The organism is Mesobaculum littorinae (assembly GCF_004011175.1).
GTDB classification, from domain to species: domain Bacteria; phylum Pseudomonadota; class Alphaproteobacteria; order Rhodobacterales; family Rhodobacteraceae; genus Tranquillimonas; species Tranquillimonas littorinae.
Window position 1 is genome coordinate 635,626 of sequence record NZ_RQXX01000002.1, and the last position, 25,133, is coordinate 660,758.

23 protein-coding genes are annotated in these 25,133 nt (G+C 68.9%); 16 read left to right on the top strand and 7 right to left on the bottom strand.

The genetic code is table 11. The annotated features are described in order from the left end of the window. Positions 1 to 61: 61 nt before the first annotated feature. From EKE94_RS07690 to EKE94_RS07720, 8 genes are all read left to right on the top strand, one after another. The gene (locus EKE94_RS07690) at positions 62 to 2,641 is read left to right on the top strand and encodes a LysM peptidoglycan-binding domain-containing protein (RefSeq protein ID WP_127906003.1); all 2,580 of its coding nucleotides are present in this window, start codon (positions 62 to 64) and stop codon (positions 2,639 to 2,641) included. 78 nt (positions 2,642 to 2,719) lie between these two features. Next, the gene (locus tag EKE94_RS07695; protein WP_127906004.1) at positions 2,720 to 4,576 is read left to right on the top strand and encodes an ABCB family ABC transporter ATP-binding protein/permease; all 1,857 of its coding nucleotides are present in this window, start codon (positions 2,720 to 2,722) and stop codon (positions 4,574 to 4,576) included. 346 nt (positions 4,577 to 4,922) lie between these two features. Beyond that, complete coding sequence (locus EKE94_RS07700) at positions 4,923 to 5,573, top strand: hypothetical protein (protein WP_127906005.1); 651 nt, start codon at positions 4,923 to 4,925, stop codon at positions 5,571 to 5,573. A 325-nt stretch (positions 5,574 to 5,898) separates the two neighbouring features. Then, positions 5,899 to 7,230 (top strand): outer membrane protein assembly factor BamB family protein, encoded by a 1,332-nt coding sequence (locus tag EKE94_RS07705; protein WP_235855932.1) that lies wholly within the window; start codon positions 5,899 to 5,901, stop codon positions 7,228 to 7,230. A 91-nt stretch (positions 7,231 to 7,321) separates the two neighbouring features. Continuing rightward, positions 7,322 to 8,785 (top strand): ribosome biogenesis GTPase Der, encoded by a 1,464-nt coding sequence (gene der / locus EKE94_RS07710; RefSeq protein WP_127906007.1) that lies wholly within the window; start codon positions 7,322 to 7,324, stop codon positions 8,783 to 8,785. A 272-nt stretch (positions 8,786 to 9,057) separates the two neighbouring features. Continuing rightward, positions 9,058 to 9,231 carry a hypothetical protein gene (locus EKE94_RS18640; protein WP_164870857.1) on the top strand — a complete coding sequence of 58 codons (174 nt, stop codon included), beginning with the start codon at positions 9,058 to 9,060 and terminating at the stop codon, positions 9,229 to 9,231. Between the two features lie 6 nt (positions 9,232 to 9,237). Continuing rightward, positions 9,238 to 9,813, top strand: a complete 576-nt coding sequence (locus tag EKE94_RS07715) for an ankyrin repeat domain-containing protein (protein ID WP_127906008.1) — start codon at positions 9,238 to 9,240, stop codon at positions 9,811 to 9,813. A gap of 3 nt (positions 9,814 to 9,816) precedes the next feature. Further along, entirely contained in the window at positions 9,817 to 10,632 is an 816-nt protein-coding gene (locus EKE94_RS07720) for a hypothetical protein (protein ID WP_127906009.1), read from the top strand. Between the two features lie 80 nt (positions 10,633 to 10,712). Here the strand turns inward: EKE94_RS07720 and serS are convergent, their stop codons facing one another. Continuing rightward, positions 10,713 to 12,002, bottom strand: a complete 1,290-nt coding sequence (gene serS, locus EKE94_RS07725) for a serine--tRNA ligase (RefSeq protein ID WP_127906010.1) — start codon at positions 12,000 to 12,002, stop codon at positions 10,713 to 10,715. A gap of 88 nt (positions 12,003 to 12,090) precedes the next feature. Then, positions 12,091 to 13,641 carry a pentapeptide repeat-containing protein gene (locus EKE94_RS07730; RefSeq protein ID WP_127906011.1) on the bottom strand — a complete coding sequence of 517 codons (1,551 nt, stop codon included), beginning with the start codon at positions 13,639 to 13,641 and terminating at the stop codon, positions 12,091 to 12,093. 256 nt (positions 13,642 to 13,897) lie between these two features. Between EKE94_RS07730 and yajC the strand changes: the two genes are divergently transcribed. The 5 genes from yajC to EKE94_RS07755 are packed head-to-tail and all read left to right on the top strand — an operon-like array spanning position 13,898 to position 18,014. Beyond that, a complete protein-coding gene (yajC, locus tag EKE94_RS07735; RefSeq protein ID WP_127906012.1) occupies positions 13,898 to 14,221 on the top strand; it encodes a preprotein translocase subunit YajC in 324 nt (107 codons plus the stop codon). A gap of 9 nt (positions 14,222 to 14,230) precedes the next feature. Continuing rightward, positions 14,231 to 15,892, top strand: coding sequence for a protein translocase subunit SecD (secD, locus tag EKE94_RS07740; RefSeq protein WP_127906013.1), 1,662 nt, complete (start codon positions 14,231 to 14,233; stop codon positions 15,890 to 15,892). Between the two features lies 1 nt (position 15,893). Then, positions 15,894 to 16,871 carry a protein translocase subunit SecF gene (gene secF, locus EKE94_RS07745; protein WP_127906014.1) on the top strand — a complete coding sequence of 326 codons (978 nt, stop codon included), beginning with the start codon at positions 15,894 to 15,896 and terminating at the stop codon, positions 16,869 to 16,871. A 7-nt stretch (positions 16,872 to 16,878) separates the two neighbouring features. Next, positions 16,879 to 17,646 carry a TSUP family transporter gene (locus EKE94_RS07750; RefSeq protein WP_127906015.1) on the top strand — a complete coding sequence of 256 codons (768 nt, stop codon included), beginning with the start codon at positions 16,879 to 16,881 and terminating at the stop codon, positions 17,644 to 17,646. Between the two features lie 14 nt (positions 17,647 to 17,660). Further along, positions 17,661 to 18,014 (top strand): Mth938-like domain-containing protein, encoded by a 354-nt coding sequence (locus tag EKE94_RS07755; protein ID WP_127906016.1) that lies wholly within the window; start codon positions 17,661 to 17,663, stop codon positions 18,012 to 18,014. A gap of 182 nt (positions 18,015 to 18,196) precedes the next feature. Here EKE94_RS07755 and EKE94_RS07760 read toward each other — a convergent pair whose 3' ends face one another. Further along, on the bottom strand, positions 18,197 to 18,829 hold the full coding sequence (locus EKE94_RS07760) for a DnaJ domain-containing protein (RefSeq protein WP_127906017.1): 633 nt from the start codon (positions 18,827 to 18,829) through the stop codon (positions 18,197 to 18,199). A 74-nt stretch (positions 18,830 to 18,903) separates the two neighbouring features. Here EKE94_RS07760 and EKE94_RS07765 point away from each other — a divergent pair, with 74 nt between their 5' ends. Next, positions 18,904 to 19,161: a BolA family protein gene (locus EKE94_RS07765; protein ID WP_127906018.1), complete on the top strand. Its 258-nt coding sequence runs from the start codon at positions 18,904 to 18,906 to the stop codon at positions 19,159 to 19,161. A 15-nt stretch (positions 19,162 to 19,176) separates the two neighbouring features. On the opposite strand, the gene EKE94_RS07770 is transcribed toward EKE94_RS07765, so the two are convergent. Together EKE94_RS07770 and gatB are read right to left on the bottom strand one after the other, a co-directional pair. Beyond that, a complete protein-coding gene (locus tag EKE94_RS07770) occupies positions 19,177 to 19,677 on the bottom strand; it encodes a DUF4177 domain-containing protein (protein WP_127906019.1) in 501 nt (166 codons plus the stop codon). Positions 19,678 to 19,825: 148 nt separating this feature from the next. Further along, positions 19,826 to 21,337 (bottom strand): Asp-tRNA(Asn)/Glu-tRNA(Gln) amidotransferase subunit GatB, encoded by a 1,512-nt coding sequence (gatB, locus tag EKE94_RS07775; protein ID WP_127906020.1) that lies wholly within the window; start codon positions 21,335 to 21,337, stop codon positions 19,826 to 19,828. A 169-nt stretch (positions 21,338 to 21,506) separates the two neighbouring features. Here gatB and EKE94_RS07780 point away from each other — a divergent pair, with 169 nt between their 5' ends. Further along, positions 21,507 to 22,094: a transglycosylase SLT domain-containing protein gene (locus tag EKE94_RS07780; protein WP_127906021.1), complete on the top strand. Its 588-nt coding sequence runs from the start codon at positions 21,507 to 21,509 to the stop codon at positions 22,092 to 22,094. 89 nt (positions 22,095 to 22,183) lie between these two features. Further along, a complete protein-coding gene (locus EKE94_RS07785; RefSeq protein WP_407940877.1) occupies positions 22,184 to 22,993 on the top strand; it encodes a transglycosylase SLT domain-containing protein in 810 nt (269 codons plus the stop codon). Between the two features lie 298 nt (positions 22,994 to 23,291). Here the strand turns inward: EKE94_RS07785 and EKE94_RS07790 are convergent, their stop codons facing one another. Both EKE94_RS07790 and EKE94_RS07795 read right to left on the bottom strand, forming a co-directional pair. Continuing rightward, positions 23,292 to 24,173: a lysophospholipid acyltransferase family protein gene (locus tag EKE94_RS07790; protein WP_127906022.1), complete on the bottom strand. Its 882-nt coding sequence runs from the start codon at positions 24,171 to 24,173 to the stop codon at positions 23,292 to 23,294. A 148-nt stretch (positions 24,174 to 24,321) separates the two neighbouring features. Next, positions 24,322 to 24,882, bottom strand: coding sequence for a type 1 glutamine amidotransferase domain-containing protein (locus EKE94_RS07795; RefSeq protein WP_127906023.1), 561 nt, complete (start codon positions 24,880 to 24,882; stop codon positions 24,322 to 24,324). Between the last annotated feature and the right edge of the window lie 251 nt (positions 24,883 to 25,133).

Sequence of the window (25,133 nt, forward strand, 5' to 3'; positions counted from 1 at the left end):
GTCCGCGAGACGCCGCGGCGCGGCGACGGGGCCCGCGGGCCCGTGACTGGGGAGAGGGTCGATGGCAGGCGCGTCTGATACGCGACGCGGCGGCGGGCCGGGTCTGGCCTTGGCCGCGGCGATCCTTGTCGCCGCGGGCATCGGTGGCGTCTGGTACGCGGGGCGGGAGGACGACACCGTGCCGCAGGCCACGGGGCCCACCGAAGAAACCGCGACCGCACCCAGGGGCGGTGACGCCGACGGACAGGCCGCGTTGACCGCGCCCGCCGATGCGACGGGTGGCACGGCGGGCGGCCCGGCGGACAACACGGCGGACGGCGCCCCGGATGGGCAGGCCGCGACCGACGCCACCGCTCTGGAACGCCAGGCATCCTCCGGCGACAGCGCGGTCGGAGGGTCCCCGGACATGGAGACCGGCCCGGCGAACGCCGACGGCGGATCCGCCGCGTCCTCTGGCGCGCAGGAGGAGCAGGAGGAGACGGTGCAGGACGCGGCAGGGCCGGGCGTTACGCCCAGCTTCGACCTTGTCCGCGCCGATCCGGGCGGCACGACGGTCGTGGCCGGACGCGCGGCACCGGCCTCGGACGTGGCGGTCCTGCTGGACGGCGAAGAGATCGCGCGTGCCGAGACGGGGCCGGATGGCAGCTTCTACGTGATCCTCGACATCCCCCCCGCCGAAGCCCCCCGGGTGGTATCGCTGCGCGCCGAGTTGGGCGATGGCGAAACGGCGATCTCCGGGCAATCCGTCATCCTTGCCTCCCCCCGGTTGGCCCCGGACGGGGGCAAAACCGCGGCAGGCGATCCCGTGGGCGCCGAACCTCTGACCGCGGCCGACGGGAACGCGGGCACCGGCCCGGAAGGCGACGGCGCAATCCCGGAGGGGGAGACCTCGGACAACGAGGACGCCGGCGCGGCGCGGGGCGAGGATTTGGTCGCCGACGCCGAAGGGGCCGGGACGTCTGCCCGGGCGGGCGGTGACCCATCTACCGACGCGGGGACGCGTCTGGCCGACCTCGCCCCGGATCGGGCGCCCGACCGTCCGGTGCCGGATCGCGAGGCCGAGGGGGAGGCAGGTCGGCCCATGGGGCAGTCCGCCTTGGATGATCAGGCGACGAGTCGGGATGCCGAGACGTCCGATGCGGCTGATGACGCTGCCGGGCCGGGGGCGGCTGACCTGGGCCGGGCAGGCGGGACGCTTGCCGAAAAAAGGCCCGCCGATGGACCCGTAACCGGCGCCGCGACGCGGGCCCGCACCGACGGCGGCGAAGCCGTCGACGCGCCCGAAGGGGAAGAGTCGGACAGCGAAGCCGTCGCCGGGCGAGGTGACGCCGGGTCGGACGATGCGGGGAGCGCGTCGTCCCCCGGCAGCGTCACGATCGCGCAGGGAGACGCCATGGCATCGTCGGAGGCGGCGACCGACCCGACCTTGGTTCCGCGCGGTCCATCGGTTGGCGCCGCGACGTCCGATGGGGCCTCCGACGAGGATGCGACCGACACCGAGGGTGCGGCGCCCGATGGCCCCTCGGGGCCGACCCCGCCGGGCGGCGCGGGCGACGACGGGCTCGTCCCACCGCGCGAAGCCGTGACGCCAGGTCAGATGCGTCCGCCCCTGCCGGACACGGGGACCTCCCCGGGCGTGACGACGGGCCAGGCCACGGCGGACCCGCAGCCCGGCAGCGAATCGCAAGGCACCCTCTCCGGGGTTGCCGATGCGCCGGACACCCCGGCAGCCGACACGCCGGAACTGACGGCGCGCGGCGCCCCGGACGAGACGGCCCCGGGTGGAGAGCCCTCGGCCCCGCCCGAGGGCGTCACGGCGGTGGGCACCGCGGCCGAACCGGCGCCGGGGGCAGACCCCGGGGTGTCCGCGACAGCGCCGCAGATCGCCACGCCAGGGACCGGAGCGGAGGGTGACCCGCTTGACCGGTCCGCCCGCCCCGATGGGCCCGGACCACGGGTTCTGATGGCCGATTCCGGGGGGATCCGCGTGGTGCAGGACCCCGGCACCCCGCCCGAGGTGCAGCAAAGCGTGTCGATCGACACGATCAGCTACGACGATGCTGGCGAGGTCACGCTGGGCGGCCGCGGGCGGGGCGCGCGCTTCGTCCGGGTCTACCTCGACAACGCGCCGGTGCGCACGGCGCAGATCGCGCCGGATGGCCAGTGGCGCGCCGAGCTGCCGCAGGTCGGGCAGGGCACCTATACCCTGCGCGTGGACGAGGTGGACGACGCGGGACAGGTCTTTTCCCGCGCGGAAACGCCGTTTAGGCCCGAGGACCCCGAGACGCTGGAAAACCTCGCCAAGGCCCGCAAGAGCGGCGATGTGCAGGTGGTGACGGTGCAGCCGGGCTTTACCCTCTGGCGCATCGCGCGCGAAAACTACGGCGAGGGGATCCTCTATGTCCGGGTGTTCGAGGCCAATGCCGACAAGATCCGCGACCCCGACCTGATCTATCCCGGCCAGATCTTCACCGTGCCCGAGGGGGAAGAGGCCGCCTCCGCCAACGCCCCCGCAACCTCGTCACCTGCCGCAGCCTCCCGGGCAGCCTCCGCGCCCGCGCCCGCGACCTCGGATCCGGCCTCCGATCCAGCGTCCGATCTGGGCGCCGCCGCCACCACCACCGATACCGCCACCGATTGACGCGCAGGCGGGGCCGGGCGCGCCTACGGCGCCGTTCTTCTAGCCCGCGCGCCGTCCAGGCCGCATGAAAGACCATTGATGGCAAAGCCCCGCCCCGCGGCCGACACCGCGCCCGACGCCCCCCGTGATCCCGCGGATCAGCCCGCGCGGGAGGCCAGCGCGCGGCAGGTGATCGCCCGCGTCGCGCCCTATCTCTGGCCCAAGGGGCAGGGATGGGTGAAGCGGCGGGTGGTGGGTGCGCTGGCGGCCCTGGTGCTGGCCAAGCTCGTCGCCGTGTTCACCCCGTTCCTCTACAAGGCCGCGGTCGATGCGCTGTCGGGCGAGGCCGCGCAGAACGCGGGCTGGACGCTGGGACTGGGCGCCGTGGGCCTGACCGTCGCCTACGGGGGCGCGCGCCTGATGGGCACCGTGTTCCAGCAGCTGCGCAACGTGGTCTTCGCCGCCGTGGGGCAGCGCGCGCTGCAACGCATCGCGCTTGAGACCTTTTCGCACATCCACGCGATGTCGATGCGCTATCACATCACCCGCCGCACCGGCGGGCTGTCGCGGGTGATCGAGCGGGGGGTGAAGGGGGTCGACTACCTCCTGCGTTTCCTGCTATTCTCGATCGGACCGCTGGTGCTGGAGCTGGGGATGATCGCGGTGATCCTCGCGATGACCTTCGATCTGGCCTACCTGGGCATCGTCGCGGTGACGATGGCGGTCTACATCCTCTTCACCTTCCGCGTGACCGAGTGGCGGGTGAAGATCCGCCGCGAGATGAACGCGCAGGACACCGACGCCAACCAGAAATCCATCGACAGCCTGCTGAACTTCGAGACCGTGAAGTACTTCGGCGCCGAGCGGCGCGAGGCCGCGCGCTACGACGCCGCGATGGAGGGCTATGTCGCGGCGTCGCTGCGCACCGCCTACACCTTGGCGATGCTGAACGCAGGGCAGGCGCTGATCCTGGGCGTGGGACTGGTCACCGTAATGGTGATGGCCGCGCAGGGCGTGGCCCGGGGTGACCTGTCGACCGGCGATTTCGTCCTGGTGAACTCCTACATGATCCAGATCACCATGCCGCTGAACTTTCTGGGCTCGGTCTACCGGGACATGCGTCAGGCCCTGATCGACATGGCCGAGATGTTCGGCCTGCTCGATCGCGCGCCCGAGGTCCGCGACCGGCCCGGTGCCCGGGAGCTGCGCGTCGCGGGCGGCGAGATCCGGTTCGACGGCGTGGCCTTCGGCTACGAGCCCGGGCGCGAAATCCTGCGCGATCTGTCGCTGACGGTGCCGCCGGGCGGCAGCGTCGCCATCGTCGGCCCGTCGGGCGCGGGCAAGTCGACCATCGGGCGGCTTCTGTTCCGGTTCTACGACGTCACCGGCGGGCAGCTGCTGATCGACGGGCAGGACGTGCGGGACGTGACGCAGAAGAGCCTGCACGCGGCCATCGGCGTGGTTCCGCAGGATACCGTGCTCTTCAACGACACGCTCTATTACAACATCGCCTACGGCCGCCCCGAGGCGACGCGGGCCGAGGTCGAGGCCGCCGCCCGCGCCGCCCGCCTGCATGGTTTCGTGGCGTCCCTGCCGCAGGGCTACGACACGGTCGTGGGCGAGCGGGGGCTGAAGCTGTCGGGCGGCGAGAAACAGCGCGTGGGCATTGCGCGCACGCTGCTGAAGGACCCGCCGATCCTGCTGCTGGACGAAGCGACCAGCGCGCTCGACACCGAGACCGAGCGCGAGATCCAGGGCGCGCTGCGCGCGATGAGCGCGGGGCGCACGGTGCTGACCATCGCGCATCGGCTGTCGACCGTCGCCGAGGCCGACCGCATCGTGGTGCTGGAGGACGGGCGCGTCGCGGAAAGCGGCACGCATGCCGAGCTTCTGGCGCTGGGCGGGCGATATGCCAGCCTCTGGGCCAACCAGGAGGGCGGGGAGGACGCCGCCTGACACCGCGCGCGTCCATGGGGGCGGAACGCTCCGGCGGCGGGCCTTGCCGCCACGGCAGGCGGCTTCAGCCCCGCACTGCCCTTCGGGAGGGGGCAGTTTCCCGGGAAGGTCGGCGATCCGCCCCGCGCCGGGCGGACCTGCCGATGCGCCGGGCCTAGCCGAGGGGGGCGGGCGGCGTCGCTCCAAGGTGGCGCGCATCCCCCCTGGATCTGGCGCAGAAGCCGCCTTTGCACCATGTCGCCGGCGGCGGTGGGATGCCGGGGGCGGGGGCTCTCTGCGCGATCCCTTGGCAATCGAGGAAATTCCGGGTTAAGACGACCCCTGAATGAGGGCGCGGGAGCCGGGGATGAGCAACAGCGACAGCTTTTTCGAAGAAGTCTCCGACGAGGTGCGGCGCGACCGGCTGTTCGGCCTGATCCGCCGCTACGGCTGGATCGCCATCGCGCTGGTCATCGTGCTGGTGGTCGCCGCGGCGATCTACGAATGGCGCGAGGCGCAGCGGCAGGCAGCGGCGCAGGATCTGGGCGATGCCATCCTTGCCGCGAACGAGGCCGGCACCCCCGAGGCGCGGCGCGAGGCCTTGGCGGACCTTCAGACCGAGGGCACGCCCGCCGCGGTCGTGGCGCTGCTGCGCGCCGACGATGCCGCCGACGCCGACACCCGTGCGGCCGCGCAACAGGCGCTGGACGACGTGGCCGCCAACGGCGCGATCCCGGCGGTCTATCGCCAGCTCGCGACGCTCAAGCGGGTGATGATCTCGCCCGACATGGCCCCGGATGAGCGGATCCGTATGCTCGACCCGCTGGCCGAGGCGGGGGCGCCGTTCCGCCTGCTCGCAGGCGAACAGATCGCGCTGGCCGAGATCGAGGCGGGCGACCGCGACGCCGCGCTTGACCGTGCGCAGGATCTGCTGCGGCAGGACGGCATGACCAGCGCGCTGCAACAGCGCCTGCAACAGCTGATCGTCGCTCTGGGCGGCACGCTGGACGCGGCCTGACGTGGGCGAGCGCGAGGTGGGCAGGCGCGTGCGCAGGCAGGGAACCGCTGGCATGGCGACAGGATGCGACGCGACGCCCGGCCGCGGCGCCTTCGGGGCGCCCCCCGCGCGCGGCAACAGCTGGTCCCGCGGCAGGACGGGACGCGATGGGGTGGATCAGCGGACCATGGGCTGCCCCGACAATGACGGACAGGCAGGAGAGCGCAGGGTGACGGCTGGCATGACGGGATGCGCGACGCGGGGCGGAACTGCGGGCGAAACGGCGGGCGCAGCAACGGGCGGAACGGCGCGACCGTCGGCGGGCGCAACGCGCGGGATGACCGCGATGCGCGGGAAGACGGCGTCTCGCGGGTTGGCCGCGCTTTGCGGCGTCCTTGCGCTGGCGGGCTGCGAGCAGGAATTCATGCTTCCCGGCGAACGTCAGGACCTGCGCGACATGCCCTCGCAGTCAGCCGTGGTCGACACCACCCCCGACGCCGCGCAGCCGATTTCGCTGCCGCCCGCGACGCGCAACGCGACCTGGACGCAGAAGGCGGGTGGACCCACCCATGACATGGGTCACCCGGCGCTTTCGTCCGCGCCGCAGTTGATCTGGTCGGCCCGGATCGGCGAAGGCGATGGCCGCCGCCACCGCATCACCGCCGATCCCGTGACCGACGGCGCGCGCATCTACACCGTGGACAGCCGCGCCCGCGTCATGGCGCACGACACCTCGGGACGCGCCGTCTGGTCGGCCGACCTGACGCGCCCGGGCGACAATTCGGGCGATGCCTCGGGCGCGGGGCTGGCGGTGGCCGATGGCACGCTCTATGCCGCCACCGCCTTCGGACAGGTCGTGGCGCTCGTGGCCGCGACCGGCCGGCGCCTGTGGGTGCAGGAGATCGAGGCCGCCGCCGCGGGCAGCCCCACGGTCGCGGGCGGCAAGGTCTACGTCGTTGCGCGCGATGCGCGGGTCTGGGCGCTCGACCCGGCCGACGGGCGGGTCGACTGGACCCTTGCCGGCACCCCCAGCCAGGCCGGCGTCGTCGGCGGCGCGGGGCCGGCGGTCGCGCCCGGCATGGCTGTGGTGCCGTTCTCCTCGGCCGAAATGGTGGGCGTGCTGCCCGAAAGCGGGCTGGAACGCTGGACCGGCAACGTCGCCGGCCGCCGCCTGGGCGAGGTCTATGCCCGCATCAGCGACATCAGCGGCGATCCCGTGATCTCGGGCACGACCGTCTACGCGGGCAGCCCCTCGGGCCGGACCGCCGCCTTCGACCTCGACAGCGGCGACATGCTGTGGTCGGCCCGCGAAGGCGCGATGAGCCCGGTCGCCGTCGCAGGAGGCTCGGTCTTTGCCGTCACCGACAAGGCGCAGCTGGTGCGGCTGGACGCCGCCACCGGCCAGCGGATCTGGGGCGCCGACTTGCCCATCGAACCGCCCGAGCGGCGGTTCCTGCCGCGGCGCCGCGACGCGGTCTACGCCCATTACGGCCCGATCCTGGCTGGCGGTCGCCTGTGGGTCGCGTCCTCGGACGGGGCGCTGCGCGGCTTCGATCCGGCCTCGGGCGCGCTGGTCGCGCAGGCCGATCTGCCGGGCGGGGCAACCACCAACGCCGCGGTCGCCAATGGCACGCTCTACGTCGTGTCCGCCGACGGCACGCTTCTCGCTTTCCGTTAGGCGCGACGGCGTGTAAGGAGCGGAGCTTCACCCCCGGGGCGGGCCGTCTGGCCAGCCTGCGGGGCCTTCGGAGATTCGGGAGCCCTGCGCCATGAGCCTCACCCTCGCCATCGTCGGCCGCCCCAATGTCGGCAAGTCGACCCTGTTCAACCGCCTGGTGGGCAAGCGCCTGGCGCTGGTCGACGACCAGCCCGGCGTCACCCGCGACCTGCGCGAGGGCGACGCGCGCCTTGGCGACCTGCGCTTCACGGTCATCGACACCGCGGGCCTGGAAGAGGCGACCGACGAGTCGCTGCAGGGCCGCATGCGCAAGCTGACCGAGCGCGCGGTCGAGATGGCGGATGTCTGCCTTTTCGTCGTGGATGCCCGCACCGGCATCACGCCCACGGATGAGGTCTTTGCCGAGATCCTGCGCCGCAAGTCCGCGCGCGTGATCCTTGCCGCCAACAAGGCCGAGGGCCGCGCCGCCGATGCCGGCGTGATCGAGGCCTACGGGCTGGGTCTGGGCGAGCCCATCCGCATGTCGGCCGAGCATGGCGAGGGGCTGAGCGAGCTTCTGGCCGAGCTGCAGCCGCTGGCCGATGCCGCCGATGCGCGCGCAGCCGAGACCGCGCCCGAGACCGACGTCTCGGTCCCCGAAGAGCCCGAGAACGAGGCCCCCGACTGGCATCCCACGCCCGAGCGTCCCCTGCAGGTCGCCGTGGTGGGACGGCCCAACGCCGGCAAGTCCACGCTGATCAACCGCCTTCTGGGCGAAGAGCGTCTGTTGACGGGCCCCGAGGCCGGGATCACCCGCGATGCGATCTCGCTCCCGCTAGACTGGGACGGGCTGCCGGTGCGGATCTTCGACACGGCCGGAATGCGCAAGCGGGCCAAGGTGCAGGAAAAGCTGGAAAAGCTGTCTGTGTCGGACGGTCTGCGCGCGGTCAAGTTCGCCGAGGTCGTGGTGGTTCTTCTCGATGCCGAGATTCCCTTCGAGACGCAGGATCTGCGCATCGCCGATCTGGCCGAGCGCGAAGGCCGCGCCGTGGTGGTCGCCGTCAACAAGTGGGATCTCGAGGCCGACAAGAACGGCCGTATCCGCGAGCTGCGCGAAAGCTTCGAACGCCTCCTGCCGCAGCTGCGCGGCGCGCCGCTGGTCACCGTGTCGGCGCGCACGGGCCGAGGGCTCGACCGTCTGCGAAAGGCGGTCGAGGATGCGCATGCCGTCTGGAACCGCCGGATTTCGACGGCGAAGCTGAACCAGTGGCTGAGCGCGATGATCGAGGCGCATCCGCCCCCGGCGCCGGGCGGCCGCCGGATCCGTCTGCGCTATATCACCCAGGCCAAGACGCGGCCGCCGGGGTTTGTCGTGATGTGCTCGCATCCCGACAAGCTGCCCGAGAGCTATTCGCGCTACTTGGTCAACGGCTTGCGTGAGGATTTCGCGATGCCGGGTACGCCGATCCGCCTGTGGTTCCGGTCGCAATCGGACCAGAACCCCTACAAGAACCGCAAGAAATCGACCCCCTCGCGGCTGCGCAAGCACCTGGGCAAGGGGCCGGCGGACAGCTGACAGCTCTGCGCGGCGGCCCGGTCTCGCCGGGCTGCCTGACTCACGCCGCCGCGCGCGGCGGAATAGCAGGCAGGGCGGTCGGTTCCGCCCTTACCCCGCCAACAGAAGTCCGATGGCAGCACGGCCCGCGCCGGGAAGGCTGGCAGGACGCCGTCGGGCATCACCACCGCGGTGCAGGGACCGGGTGCGGAAGACACAGCGACGCGTTGTAACCACGCCGCGCCTTGTGCGCCTTTCCCCTGTTTTCGTAGGTTGCGCGGCGATCCACAGATATGGCGACCGTCCTGCACGCCGCTGTCGGCGCCGACATGCCCTTGCCCGTGCTGGATGCGCTTCGCCGGCAGACGGGGGAGGACTGGCCCAGCATGCTCTCCCGCATCGACCTCGAGGGCAGGACAGCCCTGCACGTGGCTGCGGAGCACTCCAGCGACCCCAATGTCCTGTGATGGCTGTTGCACTGGGGCGCCGAGGTCGACGCCGTTTACTCACCGGTCGAATATTGGAATCCGATGAGGTCCAATCGCGGGATCACGCCCCTTCATCTGGCCGTGCAACGGCCTGATGCGATCCGGCTTGTCGATGTGCTGCTGACCGCCGGCGCATCGGTTCAGGCGCGCCATTCTCATGCCGGGTGGACGCCGGTGATGTACGCTGCGAGGACGGCAGAGGATCCTTGGGTCCTCATGGCCCTCGCCAATGGCGGCGCGGACGTCTCGGACAGGGATGAGGACGGCAATACCGTGCTTCATATCGCGGCAGCCTATGACCGGTCGCCGAATATACTGTCTTTCCTGATCGAAACGGGCGCCGATCCCGATGCCACGAACGACTCCGGCGAAACACCGCTTCATCAAGCGGCGTGGCGGGCCACGGATGCCGACGCAATCCGGGGTCTCGTCGCCGCGGCCGAGGCACCCTGTCAAGCGCACGAGGGCGACGCTCCGGTATCCATGCTAGGCGAAAATGCTGCCCTGAGGGAGGATGATCGCCTTGTCCGGCTGTTCCACGAAACCTGTGCGGAGGAATGACCTGTGCGTTTCCTGGGGCGGCTGTTTGCGCGGACGACGATCCTCGTCACCTTCGTCGTGGTCTTGATCGCCAGCAATATCGCGGTTCTGACGGTGGATGCCGTCTATGATCTGGGGCGGCGTAGGCTTTGGGCTGCCACGCGAAGCATCAGCGATGCCCCCGCGCCCCCGAAACTGACGGAGATGCGCACGCAGGCTGCCCGTTCCAAGGAGCGCGCCGTGCAACTCGAAGCCGCCAACGGCAAGCTCGAAGCACGTGTCGGTCGGCTTGAAGGAGAGGCCCGCGATCTCGACCGTCAGCGGCGCCAGCTTATCGCCCGGGTCGACAACCTGGAGGGCGATATAGGCCGGGCGAACGCGCGGGCCGCGCGGCTGACGGAGGAGAGCGCCGCGGGCAGTGCAAAGTTTCGGTGCCGGGCACGGGACCTCAACGCGCGGATTGCAGGACGCACCTCTCGATCGATCACGGCCAACGTATCATCAATGTCGGTCGAGGCCTTGCCCTGGGTCGGCGGTGCGGCCGTGTTGGGCGTGACCTTCCTCGAGGTGCGCGATGCCTGCGCCACGTTGTCGGAAACCCGGCAGTTGGCGGCTTTGCTGGACGGAACGCCGGTCGAAGATGTTCCGGCCTGCGGATATTCCGCGAGCGAGTTCAAGGATCTGCTTCTGGGAACACCGGACAGGCAGAGGTGCGAAGACCTGAACCGGGACATCCCCGAGGACCTTCGCCTTCCCTGTACGCAGATCAGTCTTCCGGGCGAAACCGCCGCGCCCGCGGAAGAGGCCGGGCGCATCGACCTGTCGCTTCCCGGAGAATAGGGCAGCCGCGGGAACGGTCGCGCTCCTCCGCTGGGGGGAAGGCGACCGGCAAAGCGTCGTCCCGGTCTGCCGGGGCGCGATCAGGCCAGCACGCCCTCGGCCGTCACGGTCAGCTTGCCGCCGAGGTAGGGGGCCAGCACCTCGGGCAGGGCGATCGAGCCGTCCTCCTGCTGGCCGTTTTCCAGCACCGCGATCAGGCAGCGTCCGACGGCGAGCCCCGAACCGTTCAGGCTGTGCACGAATGTGGGTTTGCCATCGGCGTCCCGCGTCCGCGCATTCATCCGCCGCGCCTGGAAATCGCCGCAGGTCGAGACCGAGGAGATCTCGCGATACGTGTTCTGCCCGGGCAGCCAGACCTCGATGTCATGCGTGCGCCGCGCGCCAAAGCCCATGTCGCCGGTGCACAGGATCACCGTGCGGTAGGGCAGGCCCAGCCGTTCGAGGATATCCTCGGCACAGCGCGTCATCCGCGCGTGTTCGTCGTCCGAGGCATCGGCGGCGGTGATCGACACCATCTCGACCTTCTCGAACTGGTGCTGGCGCAGCATGCCCGCGGTGTCCTTGCCGGCCGACCCGGCCTCGGACCGGAAACACTGGGTATGCGCCACGTTGCGGCGGGGCAGGGTGGCGGGGTCGAGGATCTCGCCCGCGACGAGGTTGGTCAGCGTCACCTCGGCGGTCGGGATCAGCCACCAGCCGTTGGTCGTGCGATAGCTGTCCTCGGCGAACTTCGGCAGCTGGCCGGTGCCGGTCATCGCCTCGTCGCGCACCAGCACGGGCGTGATGGTTTCGGACAGGCCATTCTGGTCGACATGGGTGTCGAGCATGAACTGTGCCAGCGCCCGGTGCAGCCGCGCCATGGCGCCCGTCAGAACGGCAAAGCGGCTGCCCGACAGCTTGGCCGCCGTCTCGAAGTCGAGGCCTGCGCGGGCGCCGGGGATCTCGTAGTGTTCCTTCGGGGCGAAGCCCAGGTCGGGCGGGGTGCCCCAGCGGCGCAGCTCGACATTGTCGTCTTCGTCCGCGCCCTCGGGCACATCATCGGCGGGCAGGTTGGGCAGGCCCATCAGCAGCTCGGTCAGCTTGGCGTCTGCCGTGCGCGCGGTGTCTTCCAGCCCGGCCATCTCGGCCTTCTTCTCGGCCACCAGCGCGCGCAGGCGCTCGAACTCGGCCTCGTCGCCGCGGGCCTTGGCGGCGCCGATCTCCTTCGAGGCGGCGTTCTGCTCGGCCTTCGCGGTCTCGGCGGCATGGATCGCGCTGCGGCGCTCCTCGTCCAGCGCCAGAGCCTGCGACGACACGCCCGACAGCCCGCGCTTGGCCATGGCGGCGTCGAAGGCATCGGGATTGTCGCGGATCGCGCGGATGTCGTGCATGGGGTCTCTCCCGCAGGGCTGTGGCTACGTGAGCGGTTCATGCCGCAAAAGGGGCCCGGGGTGAACCGGAAAAGGGTTACCGCGGGGGTCAGTACTCGATGGAGCGCTGGAAGGCGCGCCAGCGAGTGCGGAATTCCCCTTCGTTCAACTCGGCATCGTTCTCCCAGTGATCTGGACGCACGTCGTCAGGATGTAGGGTCACGGATCGGTCGCCGAATGTACTCCCCAGGATATTGCTTCCCAAGAGATAGGCGCTCAAGTCGATTTCCCTCAAGCCGGCGCCGCGTAACGTCGCAGGTGAAAACTCGCCAACCTTCGGAAGTGTCCGCGCGATCGTTGAAGGGCTGAATTCTATCCCTTCCATGTGAACATCGTGGGCATAGGCGTCTTTCCAAGTTGACCCGGTAAGATCAGCCTCGTTGAGAACCGCCGATGTGAGGACCGCGCCTCTCAGGCTGGCCTGCTCGAGGTTCGATAGCGTGAAATGAGCTTTGGGGAGCATCGAGACATCTAATCGGACACGCTCTAGATCCGCCCCGTCAAGACGAGCCTCCAATAGGTTTGTCCCTTCCAGTCTGCTACCCTGCATCCTGGCGTCCTTCAGATTGGCCTGCTGCATATCAGCGCCTTGAAGGTTGGTCCCTTGCAGGTCGATCCTGTACCCATTCCGCGCTTCGAACTTGAGCCGATCTGGTGCGCGCCTACCGATCACGCTGATCGCGGTTTGGATATCGATTGGCGCCGGAGAAAGTGAATCGGCCCAAATATGGAGGTTGGCGGTGTCGAGTTCAGTGGGGTTCCAACCGAAACCACGGTTCGCGCCCCGATAGGTCTGATGCCGGAATGCATCTTCGGGATGCAGGCCCTCGCCGTATTCAGTGTTTTTTGTGAGGCGCTTGAACACCGCATGCGGGCTATCTTGTGCCTTCGATGCGGGAGCGTTCTGGCGGATGTACGCGCAAAGGATCTCCATGACCTGTATGTGATCGCGTTCGCTGTCCTGCGAGATGCGCTCCAGCGCATAGATCGCACCGACGCGGACCACGAGGTTGGGGACCGTCTGCGCAATCTGCGTCCAAGATTCCTCTTCCAACGTGCCGGGGTCGATTGTCGGGAGGTCAACCGGAGTATCCATCCATTCGAATTCGGTCGCGCTGTCGCCCTGCAACTTGAAGCGCACGGTTCTGCCCAGCCGGTTGACCTCTTTGTTCGCACCTAAGTTCGCGACCGCCTTGTTGATGCGGTCGGTGATCAGGCCTTCCTCGGTGGCCTTGGTCTGCCGCTCTGTCGTCACCACCCGGATCAGGGCGAGCGGCGCGCTGACGAGGCCCACCAGCATCGTCGTGCTGCCGACGATGGCCAGGACGTGCCAGCGCAGCGCCTCGCCCTGATCGAGTTGGGGAGGATGCTCAGCCAGGAGGATCAGCTGCCAGATCGCCAGCACCAGAAGGCTTACCCACACCGGGGACAGCAAAGCCGCGAACCATCCGAGTGCCGCGAGATAGCGTTCCTCAAGCCGTCGCGGCGAAGCGCCGACACCTTTTGTGGCCAAATAGATCATGACAAAAAGAACGTTGATCAGAAACAGGGTTGCAAGGATACCCGGTGCGTCCGGCACTTCCGGCCAAGAAATCCTCATGTAACCCAATCCCGTTCCTCTCTGCAGGGTGCGCGCTTGCCCACACTCCCCGCACTCTGTTCCGCCCGCCGCCAGTTACCGCCGCTATACCGTCGCGCAACCAATGCGGGAACCCCCGGCGCCCAGGCCCCTCACCGAACCGTCAATCCGCCGCAGCGGGGCTCGCTTGCCAAGGTTCCGGGCCACGGATAGGGTGCGCGCCAATTGCCGAGGGGGGCCATGCGCCGCCCCGAACCCCTATTCAGAAGGACCAGACATGTTCGTCACACCTGCCTACGCACAAGCGGCCGGAGGGGCCGGCGGCGCACTCGCAAGCTTCGTGCCGCTGATCCTGATCTTCGCGATCATGTATTTCCTCTTGATCCGCCCGCAGCAGCGCAAGGTGAAGGAGCACGCCAAGATGGTCGAGGCCCTGCGCCGCGGCGATCAGGTCGTGACCGCCGGCGGCCTGATCGGCAAGGTCTCGAAGGTCAAGGAAGACGGCGAGGTCGAGCTGGAGCTTTCGGAGAACGTCCGCGTCCGCGTCGTCCGCTCGACCATCGCGCAGGTTCTCAACAAGACCGAACCGGCCAAGGGCTAAGGCCAGACGATGCTGCACATCCCCCTCTGGAAGCGCGTGGTGATCTGGGGCCTCGTGCTCTTCGGGCTCGCCTATGCGCTGCCCAATGCCTTTTACGGCCGCGTCGAAAGCCATAACGACGCGGTCGCCGCGATCGAAACGCAGGGCGAAACGCCCGAGCGCGCCGCGGCTGCCTCGGGCTGGCCCGACTGGATGCCCTCGAGTCTCGTCAACCTCGGGCTCGACCTGCGGGGCGGTGCGCATCTGCTGGCCGAGGTGCAGGTCGCCGACGTCTACGAGGACCGGATGGACGGCTACTGGCCCGAGATCCGAGACGCGCTGCGCGACGCCCGCGACGAGGTCGGCACCATCCGCCGGCAGGACGCGGCGCCCGGCACGCTGTCCATCCAGATCTCGCGCCCCGAAGCGATGGGCCGCGCGCTGGAGATCGTGCGCGGACTGGCAAGCCCGGTCGCGTCGCTGTCGAACGCCGGCGCGCGCGACATCGAGGTCGCGGGGCAGGGGGACACGCTGACCGTTCAGCTGTCGGAGGCCGAGAAACAGGCCACCGACGACCGCACCATCCGCCAGAGCCTCGAGATCATCCGCCGTCGGGTCGACGAGGTCGGCACCCGCGAGCCGACGATCCAGAGGCAGGGCGCCGACCGGATCCTGATCCAGGTCCCCGGCATCGGCTCGGCCGCCGAGTTGAAGGACCTGATCGGCACCACCGCCCAGCTGACCTTCAACCCCGTCGTCAGCCGCACCACCAATCCCGACGCCGCGCCGGGACCGCGCAACTCCCTGCTGTCGTCGATGGACGAAGAGGGCGTCTACTACGTCATCGAGGATACGCCCGTCGTCACCGGCGAGCAGCTGACCGACAGCCAGCCCAGCTTCGACCAGAACGGTCGCCCGGCCGTGACCTTCCGGTTCAACCCGCAGGGCGCGCGCGCCTTCGGCGACTACACCGCGCAGAACATCGGCTCGCCCTTCGCGATCGTGCTGGACGACGAGGTAATCTCGGCCCCGCGGATCAACGACCATATCCCCGGCGGCTCGGGCATCATCACCGGCGACTTCTCGATCGACGAATCGACCGAGCTGGCGATCCTGCTGCGCGCCGGCGCCCTTCCGGCCGAGCTGAGCTTTCTCGAAGAACGCACCATCGGTCCCGAACTGGGGCAGGACAGCATCGAGGCCGGGCGCATCGCCTGCATCGTGGCCTTCGTCGCGGTTCTCGCCCTGATGTGGGCGTCCTACGGGCTGTTCGGCTTCTTCGCCAACGTGGCGCTGATCCTGAATGTCGGGCTGCTCTTCGGCCTGCTGTCGATGATCGGGGCGACGCTGACGCTGCCCGGCATCGCGGGCATCGTGCTGACCATCGGCATGGCAGTCGACGCCAACGTGCTGATCTTCGAGCGCATCCGCGAAGAGCTCAAGACCGCCCGCGGCCCGGCCCGCGCGATCGAGCTGGGCTATGACCGGGCGCTGAGCGCGATCATCGACGCCAACATCACCACCTTCATCATCGCGGTGATCCTGTTCCTTCTGGGCTCGGGTCCCGTGCGTGGCTTCGCGGTGACGCTGGGGCTGGGGATCGTGACGTCGGTCTTCACGGCGATCTACGTCACCCGCCTGATCGTGGTGACGTGGTTTGAACGCCGCCGCCCCAAGACGATAGAGGTCTGAGATGCGTCTGAAATTCGTCCCCGACGAGACCAACTACGACTTCTTCAAGTACCGCTACGCCACCTTCGGCGTGTCGGTCGTGGCGATGGTGCTGTCGCTGATCATCTGGCTGACGGTCGGGTTGAACTTCGGCATCGACTTCCGTGGCGGCACGACGATCCGCACCCAGTCGACCGAGGCGGTGGACGTCGGCGCCTATCGCGATGCCATAGCCCCGCTCGAGCTGGGGGACGTCGCGATCTCGGAGGTGTTCGACCCCTCCTTCGGAGAGGACCGGAACGTGGCGATGCTGCGGATCCAGGCCCAGGGCGAGGAAGAGAGCATCACCGCCGAGACCATCGCCGAGGTCGAGGCCGCGCTGCAGGAGGTCGACCCTTCGATCACGTTCCCCTCGGTCGAATCCGTGGGGCCCAAGGTGTCGGGAGAGCTGATCCAGACCGCGTTCCTGGCGGTCGGCGCCTCGCTCGCGGCGATCCTGATCTACATCTGGCTGCGGTTCGAATGGCAGTTCTCGGTCGGGGCGGTGGCGGCGCTATTCCATGACGTCGTGCTGACGATCGGGATATTCTCGCTGCTTCAGATCCGCTTCGACCTGGCGACCATCGCCGCGCTGCTGACGATCATCGGCTACTCGATCAACGACACGGTGGTGATCTTCGACCGACTGCGCGAGAACCTGATCAAGTACAAGCAGCGCGCGTTGCAGGACGTGATGAACCTCAGCGTGAACGAAACGCTCAGCCGGACGATCATGACCTCGGGCACCACGCTGATCGCGCTGATCGCGCTTCTGGTGCTTGGCGGCGACGTCATTCGCGGCTTCGTCTTCGCGATCACCTGGGGCGTGGTCGTGGGGACCTATTCGTCGGTCTACGTCGCCAAGAACATCGTCCTGTGGCTGGGGGTCAAGCGCGACTGGTCCAAGGACAGCAGCGGCCCCGGCGACAAGGGCAACCAGTTCGCCAACATCGACGCCTGACCCGGGCATGAGCCCCGGCGCGCTGGTCGAGGCCCTTTCGGGGGCCGCACAGGCGCCGGGGCTGGGTTGGCTGATCCTCGCCGCGGTGCTGGGCGGGATCGTGCGCGGATTTGCCGGTTTCGGCACCGCGCTGGTCTACCTGCCCATCGCGGGCCAGCACCTGCCCCCTTTCGCCGCGATCTCTACCATGCTGGTGATGGACCTCGTCGGGCCGATGCCCAACGTCGTTGCCGCGCTGCGACAGGCCCGCTGGCCCGATGTCGGGCGGCTGGCCGCGGGCTTCGTTCTGGCGCTTCCCCTCGGCGTCTGGCTGCTGGGCGCGGTGGCGGACGAGACGTTCCGGCTGGGTGTCTCGCTTCTGTCGATCCTGCTGCTCGTCTGTCTCGCCTCGGGCGCCGTCTATCGTGGTCCGATGCCGGGCCCCGCGGTGATGGGGGTGGGCGCCGCGGGCGGTTTCCTGGGCGGTGCCGCCGGGCTGGCCGGCCCGCCGGTGATCCTGTTCTACGTGGCCCGCGCGCTGCCGGTTTCGGTGACCCGGGCGAACCTGCTGATCTACCTCGCGCTCAGCGACATCGCCATGGTGGCGCTGTTCTGGGGTGGGGGGCTGATCGCGGCGCAGGCGCTCTGGATCGGGGTCCTGCTGATCCTGCCCTACATGCTGGCCAATCTGGCAGGGGCGGCTATGTTCCGGCCCGAGCGCGAGCGCCTCTACCGCGGGGTGGCCTACGCTATCGTGGCGGGATCGGCCGTGTCCGGCCTGCCGTTTCTCGACTGAAAGGAGGCAGGCTGATGCGCCTCAACGAAATCACCTACACCGATGCACGTCCGGTCGACGGCTACGGCCCCGGGTTCTTCCGCGTGGGCGGCGAGGTCATGCAGGGCGGCGTCCTGCTTCTGCCCGACGGCCTGCGCCCCTGGGCGGGCTACGCGGCGCTGGACCCGGTGCTGGGCGCGGCGGGCAAGGTCGACTTTCTCTTCATCGGCACAGGGGCCGAGCCTGCCTATCTGCCGCGTGACTTCCGCGAGGCGCTGGAGGCGGCCGAGATCGGGGTCGAGAGTATGGCCACCCCGGCGGCCTGTCGCACGTACAATGTCCTGTTGTCCGAAGGCCGCCGCGTCGGCGCCGCGCTGCTGGCGGTCTGAGACGCGGCGGGGCCGCACCCCCTGTCATGAATCGAGGGATGCTGTGCCTTGCGCTCCGCTGCCTGCGCCCGTGATCCTGCTGGGCGCTGCCCAGTGTGCTTGGGGCGCGGATGCCTGACGGCCCGGGGTTGGCGCCCGTAATCCGCTGAAAACCGTCCCCTGGACGGTTTTCCGGGCGCGGATCACCCCGTGAAGTTGCGGCTGTCCTTGATCTGGTCCCAGGCCCAGACGACCTCTTGCAGCTGCTCCTCGTGACCGCGGTCGCCGCCGTTCATGTCGGGGTGCAGCACCTTGATCAGCGACTTGTAGGCGCGGCGGATCTCAGACTTCGTCCAGCTGTCCTTGGCGTCGAGGATGTCCAGCGCGCGCCGTTCGGTCGGCGGCAGCTTGCGCCCCGCACCGCCCTTGCGGCCGGGGTTGCGGGTCGCGTTCTCGCCCAGAACCTCGTGCGGGTCGTCGACGCCCAGACGCGCCCAGGCGCGCTGCTCTTCGGCCTTGCGCCCGAAGGGCTTGGTCTCGCGGCCCCAGACCCGGTCCTTGTCGATCTGGTCGGCGAACTCGTCCTCGGTCTGGCCGTTGAAAAAGTTCCACTTGAGGTTGTATTCCCGGACGTGGTCCTTGCAGAACCAGTAGAACTCGTCGAGGTGATCGGGCGATTTGGGCGCGCGGTACTGCCCCGCCTCCTGGCAGCCGGGGTGTTCGCAAACCCGGCGCGAGGTCTCGAACGCACCCGACATGCCGCGTTTGCCGCGCGGGTTCTTCTTCTTCGATGCCTTGACCCGGAGGTCGAATCCGAAGGGATCGTTCTTGTCCATCCTACCCACCTTTCCGACTCGGACCCGCGAGTTTAGACCTCTGATCTCACAAGGGAAGAGGAGAGCCCGTAAAAATGCCCCTGACCGACACCATCCATGAGCGCCTGACCGAGGCCTTCGACCCGCGAGAGCTGGACGTCGTCGACGACAGCGAAAGCCACCGCGGGCATGCCGGATACCGCGAGGGTGGCGAAAGCCACTTCAACATCCGTATCCGGTCCGAGGTGTTCGACCCGATGAGCCGGATCGAACGTCATCGCGCCATTCACCGCGCGCTGGGGGCCGATGTCGTCGGCCGCATCCACGCGCTGGCGCTGGACGTGGCGGGATAGGCCCGCCCGCCGTCCCTAGCGGTTGCGGATGCCGGGGCCGGGCAGGGGGTGCACGGTCGACCCCGGCGCGCCCTTGGACGCGCCGCCCAGGCCCGGTGTCGCGCCGCCGTCCCGCGCGGGCTCCGGGGCGCGCAGCGGCGCGCCCGAGACCGCCCGGGGGTCCGGCGCGGACCCGGAGGCGCCCGCCGCGTCATGCGGGGCGGGATCTTCGGCGAAATGCCGGTCGGGGTCGTGCGCGAAGGCCATGTCTTGCGCGGAGGCGGCGGGCCACGCGCCTTCGCCCGGCCGCGGACGGCGGAAGACCAGCAGGTTCTGCACCACCCGCGTCTTGCCGATCATGCCCGAGCGTTCCTCGGACGGCAAAGCCTCGGCGCGCAGGTATTCCCAGCCCTCGACCGCCTTTTCGTTGATAAGTTCGGTCAGGGCATGGGCAAAGCGCGCCTCGGTACCCCGGACGCCGCGGGCCTTTGCGCCCTTCTTGGGGGCGGGCACGACTGTGTATTCGTAAAGCGGCATGCCGCCTCCCGTATCGGATTGCGATGACAGACGGGACCCTATCAGCCCCGCCCTGCGAGTTCCAGATGAAGCCGGGGTGCCACGCGAAGCTCCGCCACCCACGTGACACCCCCTGGGGGACCGCGCCCGGCGGGCGCGGCGGGTGCGGTCAGAGCCCGAGCTTGGCGTTGACCAGATCGTTGACGGCCTTGGGGTTCGCCTTGCCGCCCGTGGCCTTCATCACCTGGCCCACGAACCAACCGGCCAGCTTGGGATTCTGCTGGGCCTTTTCGACCTGCGAGGGGTTGGCGGCGATGATCTCGTCGACCGCGGCCTCGATCGCGCCGGTGTCGGTCACCTGCTTCATGCCGCGCGCTTCGACGATCTGCGCCGGATCGCCGCCCTCGGTCCACAGGATCTCGAACAGGTCCTTGGCGATCTTGCCGGAAATCTCGTCCCGTCCCAGAAGGTCGAGCATGCCGCCCAGCTGCGCGGCCGAGACGGGGCTTTCCGAAACCTTGAGATCGTCCTTCTTCAGCCGGCCGAAGAGTTCGTTGATGACCCAGTTCGCCGCGACCTTGCCGTCGCGTCCGGCGGCGACCTCTTCGAAGAACACCGCGTTCTCGACCTCGGCCGTCAGGACGCTGGCGTCGTATTCGGTCATCCCGTAGTCCAGCACGAAGCGCGCGCGCTTTTCGTCGGGAAGCTCGGGCAGGGTGGCGGCGATGTCGTCGACCCAGGCCTGCTCGATCTCAAGAGGCAGCAGGTCGGGGTCGGGGAAGTAGCGGTAATCCTGCGCCTCTTCCTTCGACCGCATCGAGCGCGTCTCGCCCTTGTCGGGGTCGTAAAGCCGGGTCTCCTGTTCGACCTTGCCGCCGTCCTCGAGGATGGCGATCTGGCGCCGTGCCTCGTAGTCGATCGCCGCCTGGATGAAGCGCATCGAGTTCATGTTCTTGATCTCGCACCGCGTGCCCAGGTGCGAGAAGTCGCCGGTTTCGACGAAGCGCTCGTAATCCCCCGGTCGGCAGACGCTGACATTGACGTCGGCGCGCAGGTTGCCGTTCTGCATGTTGCCATCGCAGGTGCCGAGATAGCGCAGGATCTGGCGCAGCTTGCCCACGTAGGCCGCCGCCTCTTCGGGGCCGCGGATGTCGGGGCGGCTGACGATCTCCATCAACGCGACGCCCGCGCGGTTGAGATCGACGAAGGACGCCGCCGGATCCATGTCGTGGATCGACTTGCCCGCGTCCTGTTCAAGGTGGATGCGTTCGATCCGCACCCGCCGCGCGATGCCGGGCGCCATGTCGACCAGCACCTCGCCCTCGCCCACGATGGGGTGGTAGAGCTGGCTGATCTGGTAGCCCGCGGGCTGGTCGGGATAGAAATAGTTCTTCCGGTCGAAGGCCGAGTAGAGGTTGATCGCCGCCTTCAGCCCCAGCCCGGTCTTCACCGCCAGCGCGACGCAGCCCTCGTTGATCACGGGCAGCATCCCCGGCATGCCCGCGTCCACGAACGCGACGTTCGAGTTCGGTTCGGCCCCGAATTCGGTCGAGGCGCCCGAAAACAGCTTGGCCTTGCTGGAGACCTGGGCGTGGACTTCCAGCCCGATGACCAGTTCCCAGTCCTCTTTCGCGCCCTGAATGACCTTCGGTTTCGGGGCCTCGTAGGTAAGATCGAGCATGGCTGCGCCTTCCGTTGCGGATCGGCCTCATCCTCTAGGCAATCGGCGGAAAAGGGGCAAGGGGCGCGAGTTTTCGCTCATCTCCCGGGCGGGTGATTGCCCATTAACCCGAATCCGGCAATTTTCCGGCCGCCGCGCCTTGGGGAGCGTGGCGTTAAGGGGACCAAACATGACACGGATTTTCCTTGTGCTCGCACTGGGCGCAATGCTGGCCGGTTGTGCCACGAAACCGGAACCGACCGAACCTTCCGCGACGCGGCCCGTGATGCGCTGGGACCACCGGCCCGAAGCGCCGCTGTGGACCGATGCCGCGCTCAACGCGCTGCAAAGCAACGGCGCGGCGCTGCCGAACTTCACGCCCGCCGACATCGAAACCTACTGCCCGGGATATGCCACCGCCTCGACCGAGGATCGCGCGGCGTTCTGGGCAGGGCTGTTTTCCGCGCTGGCCGAGCACGAAAGCACTTGGAACCCCGGCGCCGTGGGCGGTGGCGGTCAGTGGTACGGATTGCTGCAGATCCTGCCCTCGACCGCGCGCAGCTATGGCTGCCGCGCGACCAGCGGCGCCGCGCTCAAGGACGGGGCGGCGAACCTTTCCTGCGCGGTGCGCATCGCCAGCCGCCAGGTGCTGAGCCGCGGCAACGTCAGCCGGGGCATGCGCGACTGGGGCCCGTTCCACTCGGCCTCGAAGCGATCCGAGATGCAGGCCTGGACCCGCGCGCAGCCCTATTGCGCCGTCAAGGTCAAAGCCAAGTGACGACGCGGGTCGGCGCCCGGGCGCCGATCCCTGCCGCCGGACCGGTCCCGGGGCTTGTCAACCCGCGACGCGGCTGGGTAGGAGGGGCCATGCGTTTGTTGTTACCCAACCGCCTCGCCTCGGCCGTCTCGGTCGCCGCGCTGTGCCTCTCTGCCCTTTCCGGCGGTGCGATGGCCGCGGACGTGCCCTCGATCCGGCCGAAGCCGCGCCCGACGGTCGTCCATGTCGACCCGGTCGCGCGGTGGGATTTCCGCAATGACGGCGCCGCCTGGAGCGCCGAGGTGCTGAGCGCGCTGCGCCGCCACGGTGCCCCTTTGGTCAAGACCGTGCCACGCGACATCGCGACATGGTGCCCGGGCTACGCGAGCGCCCCGCCCGAGGCGCGGCGCGCCTTCTGGAACGGGTTCCTGTCCGCTCTGGCCAAGTATGAAAGCACCTATCGTCCCACCGCCGTCGGCGGCGGCGGACGCTGGTACGGCCTCCTGCAGATCCTGCCTGCCACGGCGCGTCATCACGGCTGCAAGGCGGGAACGGGCGGGGCGCTGAAGGACGGCGGGGCGAACCTTTCCTGCGCGATCCGCATCATGTCCCGAACAGTCACCCGCGACGGCGTCATCCATGCGAAATCGCCGCGGTGGAGCGGGGTTTCCGCCGACTGGGGCCCGATGCGATCGGACGAGAAGCGGGCCGAGATGGCCAGGTGGTTGCGGGGTCAGCCCTATTGCGCGCTCTTCGCCTCGCCGCGGCCGAAGTGGAAGGAGCGGCCCGAGGGCCTTGTCGCCGGGCCGATCCTGCCTGAGCTGCGGCCCGAACCGCGCCCCGAATCGCGTCCCGCGCTGCGGCTGGCGATGCTCGACCCGGCGGACCTGCTGCCTCCAAGACGGCCCGGCGCGCGCTGAGCCTTCGCGGGCGGCGCAGCGGGCGATCGCCATCCCGCGCCAGCCGGCATGGGCATCGGAAGGCGCCCTGAGGTTCCCGGTCACACCCCTCTGACTGCCGCGCAAGGGTACAGGCTATCGCGCAACGCAGGTTCGGCGCGTCTGCGTGGTTTCCAGACATGTCGATATCGCCGCCGGGGGCCGCTTCCCATCTTTGTCCAGCAAGTCTGCACCGAAATTGGCGTCAGCACGGCCATGGGCCCGCTTCGCCTGATCGCAGAGTACCCGGACGGCCCGCGCGGCGGCGCCGTCCGCAGGATTACATCCTGATCTGTACCCGACGTTTCGACAGGCTGGGCAAGCCGGTGCTGTCGACGAGGCTGACGGTCGGCGCATAGCGACCGCCGAGGGCCAGGGTCTGCTGTCGCAGCACTTCGATCCCGCCTTCCGAGGTGCCGACCAGCGAGCGGGGCGAGATCGGCTCGCCCACAGTCACGCGATAGGGCTGGCGGTACTTGTTCAGCGTCTCGTGAAACAGGGTGATGTCGCGCAGGGTGGGGTGGATCAGGTCGAAGAGGTAGAAGATGGCAGAGTTCCGGGCCCGGATGTTCAGCGGAATGACGGGCAGGTCGAACTTGCGGGCGATCATCGCGGCCGAGGCCATCCACGGCCGTTCGTATAGCCGCAGGCCACGCCGTTTCGCCAGCCGGCCCGAGGGGAAGATCACGCCCAGCCGCCCGGCGTCGATCGCCTTGCGCGTATAGGCCATCGTTTCGCGCGTCTTGCCATGGCTGCGCTTGTCGGGGCGCCACTCGACCGGCGCGATCAGCGATTCGAACTGCGGCAGGATCCGCAGGATGTCGGCATTCGCGTAGATGAAGAGGTCGGGCCGCAGCGGTGCGATCAGGTGATGCAGGATGATTCCGTCGGCGATCCCCGTGGGGTGGTTCGCGACGATCAGGGCCGGTCCCTGGCGGGGGATGTTCTCAAGCCCCGTAACCTCGAGGTCCTGGGCGAGGTAGTTGCCCAGCGTGCCCATGATCTCGGGCGTGGGCTTGTCCTTGAAATATTCGGCCAGCCTGAGCGTTTTTTCATAGCTCAACATCCGGTCGAGGATCTTGTGCGCGATGGCGGTTCCGGGTCGTCCCGACTGTAGCCAGGGAGCCCGTTCAGCGATCAGCGGGTCGAATCTCTCGCGCATATGTTCAGTCACCAGAACGCCTTATCAATATCGTGACATTCTGCCCAATACGGGCTCCGAAGGGAATGCGCGAGTTCGAAATAACCCTCGGGCGCTCGATTCGGGACTGGTCCCGGGGCGCAAAGGCCCCGGAAACAGGGATCTCGGGTTAGGCGGCCGTCCGCTCGTGGCGGCCTTCCTCGACCTCTTCGATGATCTTAGCCACGAAAGCATCCAGATCGTCGGGATTGCGGCTGGTGACGATGCCGTTGTCGCAGACGACTTCCTTGTCGACCACATTCGCACCCGCATTGCGCAAGTCCGTGCGGATCGAGGGGAAGGATGTCATCTCGCGTCCCTTGGCAACGCCCGCCTCGACCAGAAGCCACGGGCCGTGGCAGATCGCGGCGACGATCTTGCCCGCGTCGGCAAAGGCCTTGATGTGCGCTACCGCGTCGGTATCGGTGCGCAACTGGTCGGGGTTGATCTGCCCGCCGGGCAGGACGACCGCGTCGTAATCGGCGACGGACACGTTCGAGATCTTGAGGTCGACATCGGCCTTCTGTCCCCAGTCGGTCTTGTCCCATCCCTTGATGGCGTCGCCCGAGGGGCTGGCCACGTGGACGGTCGCGCCAGCGGCGCGCAGCTTGTCACGGGGGACCTCAAGCTCGGATTGTTCGAAACCGTTGGTTGCCATGATGAGGATCTTCGCAGCGTTAATGCTGGGCATTGTCTGCTCCTTTCCTTTGCAGGGTTCGGGCAGAGAACGATCCACCGGGCCGCCGGGTTCCTGCCGCCCCGACTGCCGCACCGCACCCGCGCGGTCAGGCAGGCCGGGTGAGGCGCGCAGGGACAGTCATGGACGAGGCTAGGTATGGGCAACGGTGCATCGCGAAAGGCGTGCCCCCGCCGGGCTGTCGCGGACCGGCCCATGGGCGCGGCGCCCGCCGCCCCCAGGGCTCGCGACCCGGGGGGGCCGGG

Bases quoted from the DNA above. Each gene is read 5' to 3' on its own strand.
- EKE94_RS07690 (WP_127906003.1), top strand. From the start codon at position 62: ATGGCAGGCGCGTCTGATACGCGACGCGGCGGCGGGCCGGGTCTGGCC.
- EKE94_RS07695 (WP_127906004.1), top strand. From the start codon at position 2,720: ATGGCAAAGCCCCGCCCCGCGGCCGACACCGCGCCCGACGCCCCCCGT.
- EKE94_RS07700 (WP_127906005.1), top strand. From the start codon at position 4,923: ATGAGCAACAGCGACAGCTTTTTCGAAGAAGTCTCCGACGAGGTGCGG.
- EKE94_RS07705 (WP_235855932.1), top strand. From the start codon at position 5,899: ATGCGCGGGAAGACGGCGTCTCGCGGGTTGGCCGCGCTTTGCGGCGTC.
- der (WP_127906007.1), top strand. From the start codon at position 7,322: ATGAGCCTCACCCTCGCCATCGTCGGCCGCCCCAATGTCGGCAAGTCG.
- EKE94_RS18640 (WP_164870857.1), top strand. From the start codon at position 9,058: ATGGCGACCGTCCTGCACGCCGCTGTCGGCGCCGACATGCCCTTGCCC.
- serS (WP_127906010.1), bottom strand. From the start codon at position 12,002: ATGCACGACATCCGCGCGATCCGCGACAATCCCGATGCCTTCGACGCC.
- EKE94_RS07730 (WP_127906011.1), bottom strand. From the start codon at position 13,641: ATGAGGATTTCTTGGCCGGAAGTGCCGGACGCACCGGGTATCCTTGCA.
- yajC (WP_127906012.1), top strand. From the start codon at position 13,898: ATGTTCGTCACACCTGCCTACGCACAAGCGGCCGGAGGGGCCGGCGGC.
- secD (WP_127906013.1), top strand. From the start codon at position 14,231: ATGCTGCACATCCCCCTCTGGAAGCGCGTGGTGATCTGGGGCCTCGTG.
- secF (WP_127906014.1), top strand. From the start codon at position 15,894: ATGCGTCTGAAATTCGTCCCCGACGAGACCAACTACGACTTCTTCAAG.
- EKE94_RS07750 (WP_127906015.1), top strand. From the start codon at position 16,879: ATGAGCCCCGGCGCGCTGGTCGAGGCCCTTTCGGGGGCCGCACAGGCG.
- EKE94_RS07755 (WP_127906016.1), top strand. From the start codon at position 17,661: ATGCGCCTCAACGAAATCACCTACACCGATGCACGTCCGGTCGACGGC.
- EKE94_RS07760 (WP_127906017.1), bottom strand. From the start codon at position 18,829: ATGGACAAGAACGATCCCTTCGGATTCGACCTCCGGGTCAAGGCATCG.
- EKE94_RS07765 (WP_127906018.1), top strand. From the start codon at position 18,904: ATGCCCCTGACCGACACCATCCATGAGCGCCTGACCGAGGCCTTCGAC.
- EKE94_RS07770 (WP_127906019.1), bottom strand. From the start codon at position 19,677: ATGCCGCTTTACGAATACACAGTCGTGCCCGCCCCCAAGAAGGGCGCA.
- gatB (WP_127906020.1), bottom strand. From the start codon at position 21,337: ATGCTCGATCTTACCTACGAGGCCCCGAAACCGAAGGTCATTCAGGGC.
- EKE94_RS07780 (WP_127906021.1), top strand. From the start codon at position 21,507: ATGACACGGATTTTCCTTGTGCTCGCACTGGGCGCAATGCTGGCCGGT.
- EKE94_RS07785 (WP_407940877.1), top strand. From the start codon at position 22,184: ATGCGTTTGTTGTTACCCAACCGCCTCGCCTCGGCCGTCTCGGTCGCC.
- EKE94_RS07790 (WP_127906022.1), bottom strand. From the start codon at position 24,173: ATGCGCGAGAGATTCGACCCGCTGATCGCTGAACGGGCTCCCTGGCTA.
- EKE94_RS07795 (WP_127906023.1), bottom strand. From the start codon at position 24,882: ATGCCCAGCATTAACGCTGCGAAGATCCTCATCATGGCAACCAACGGT.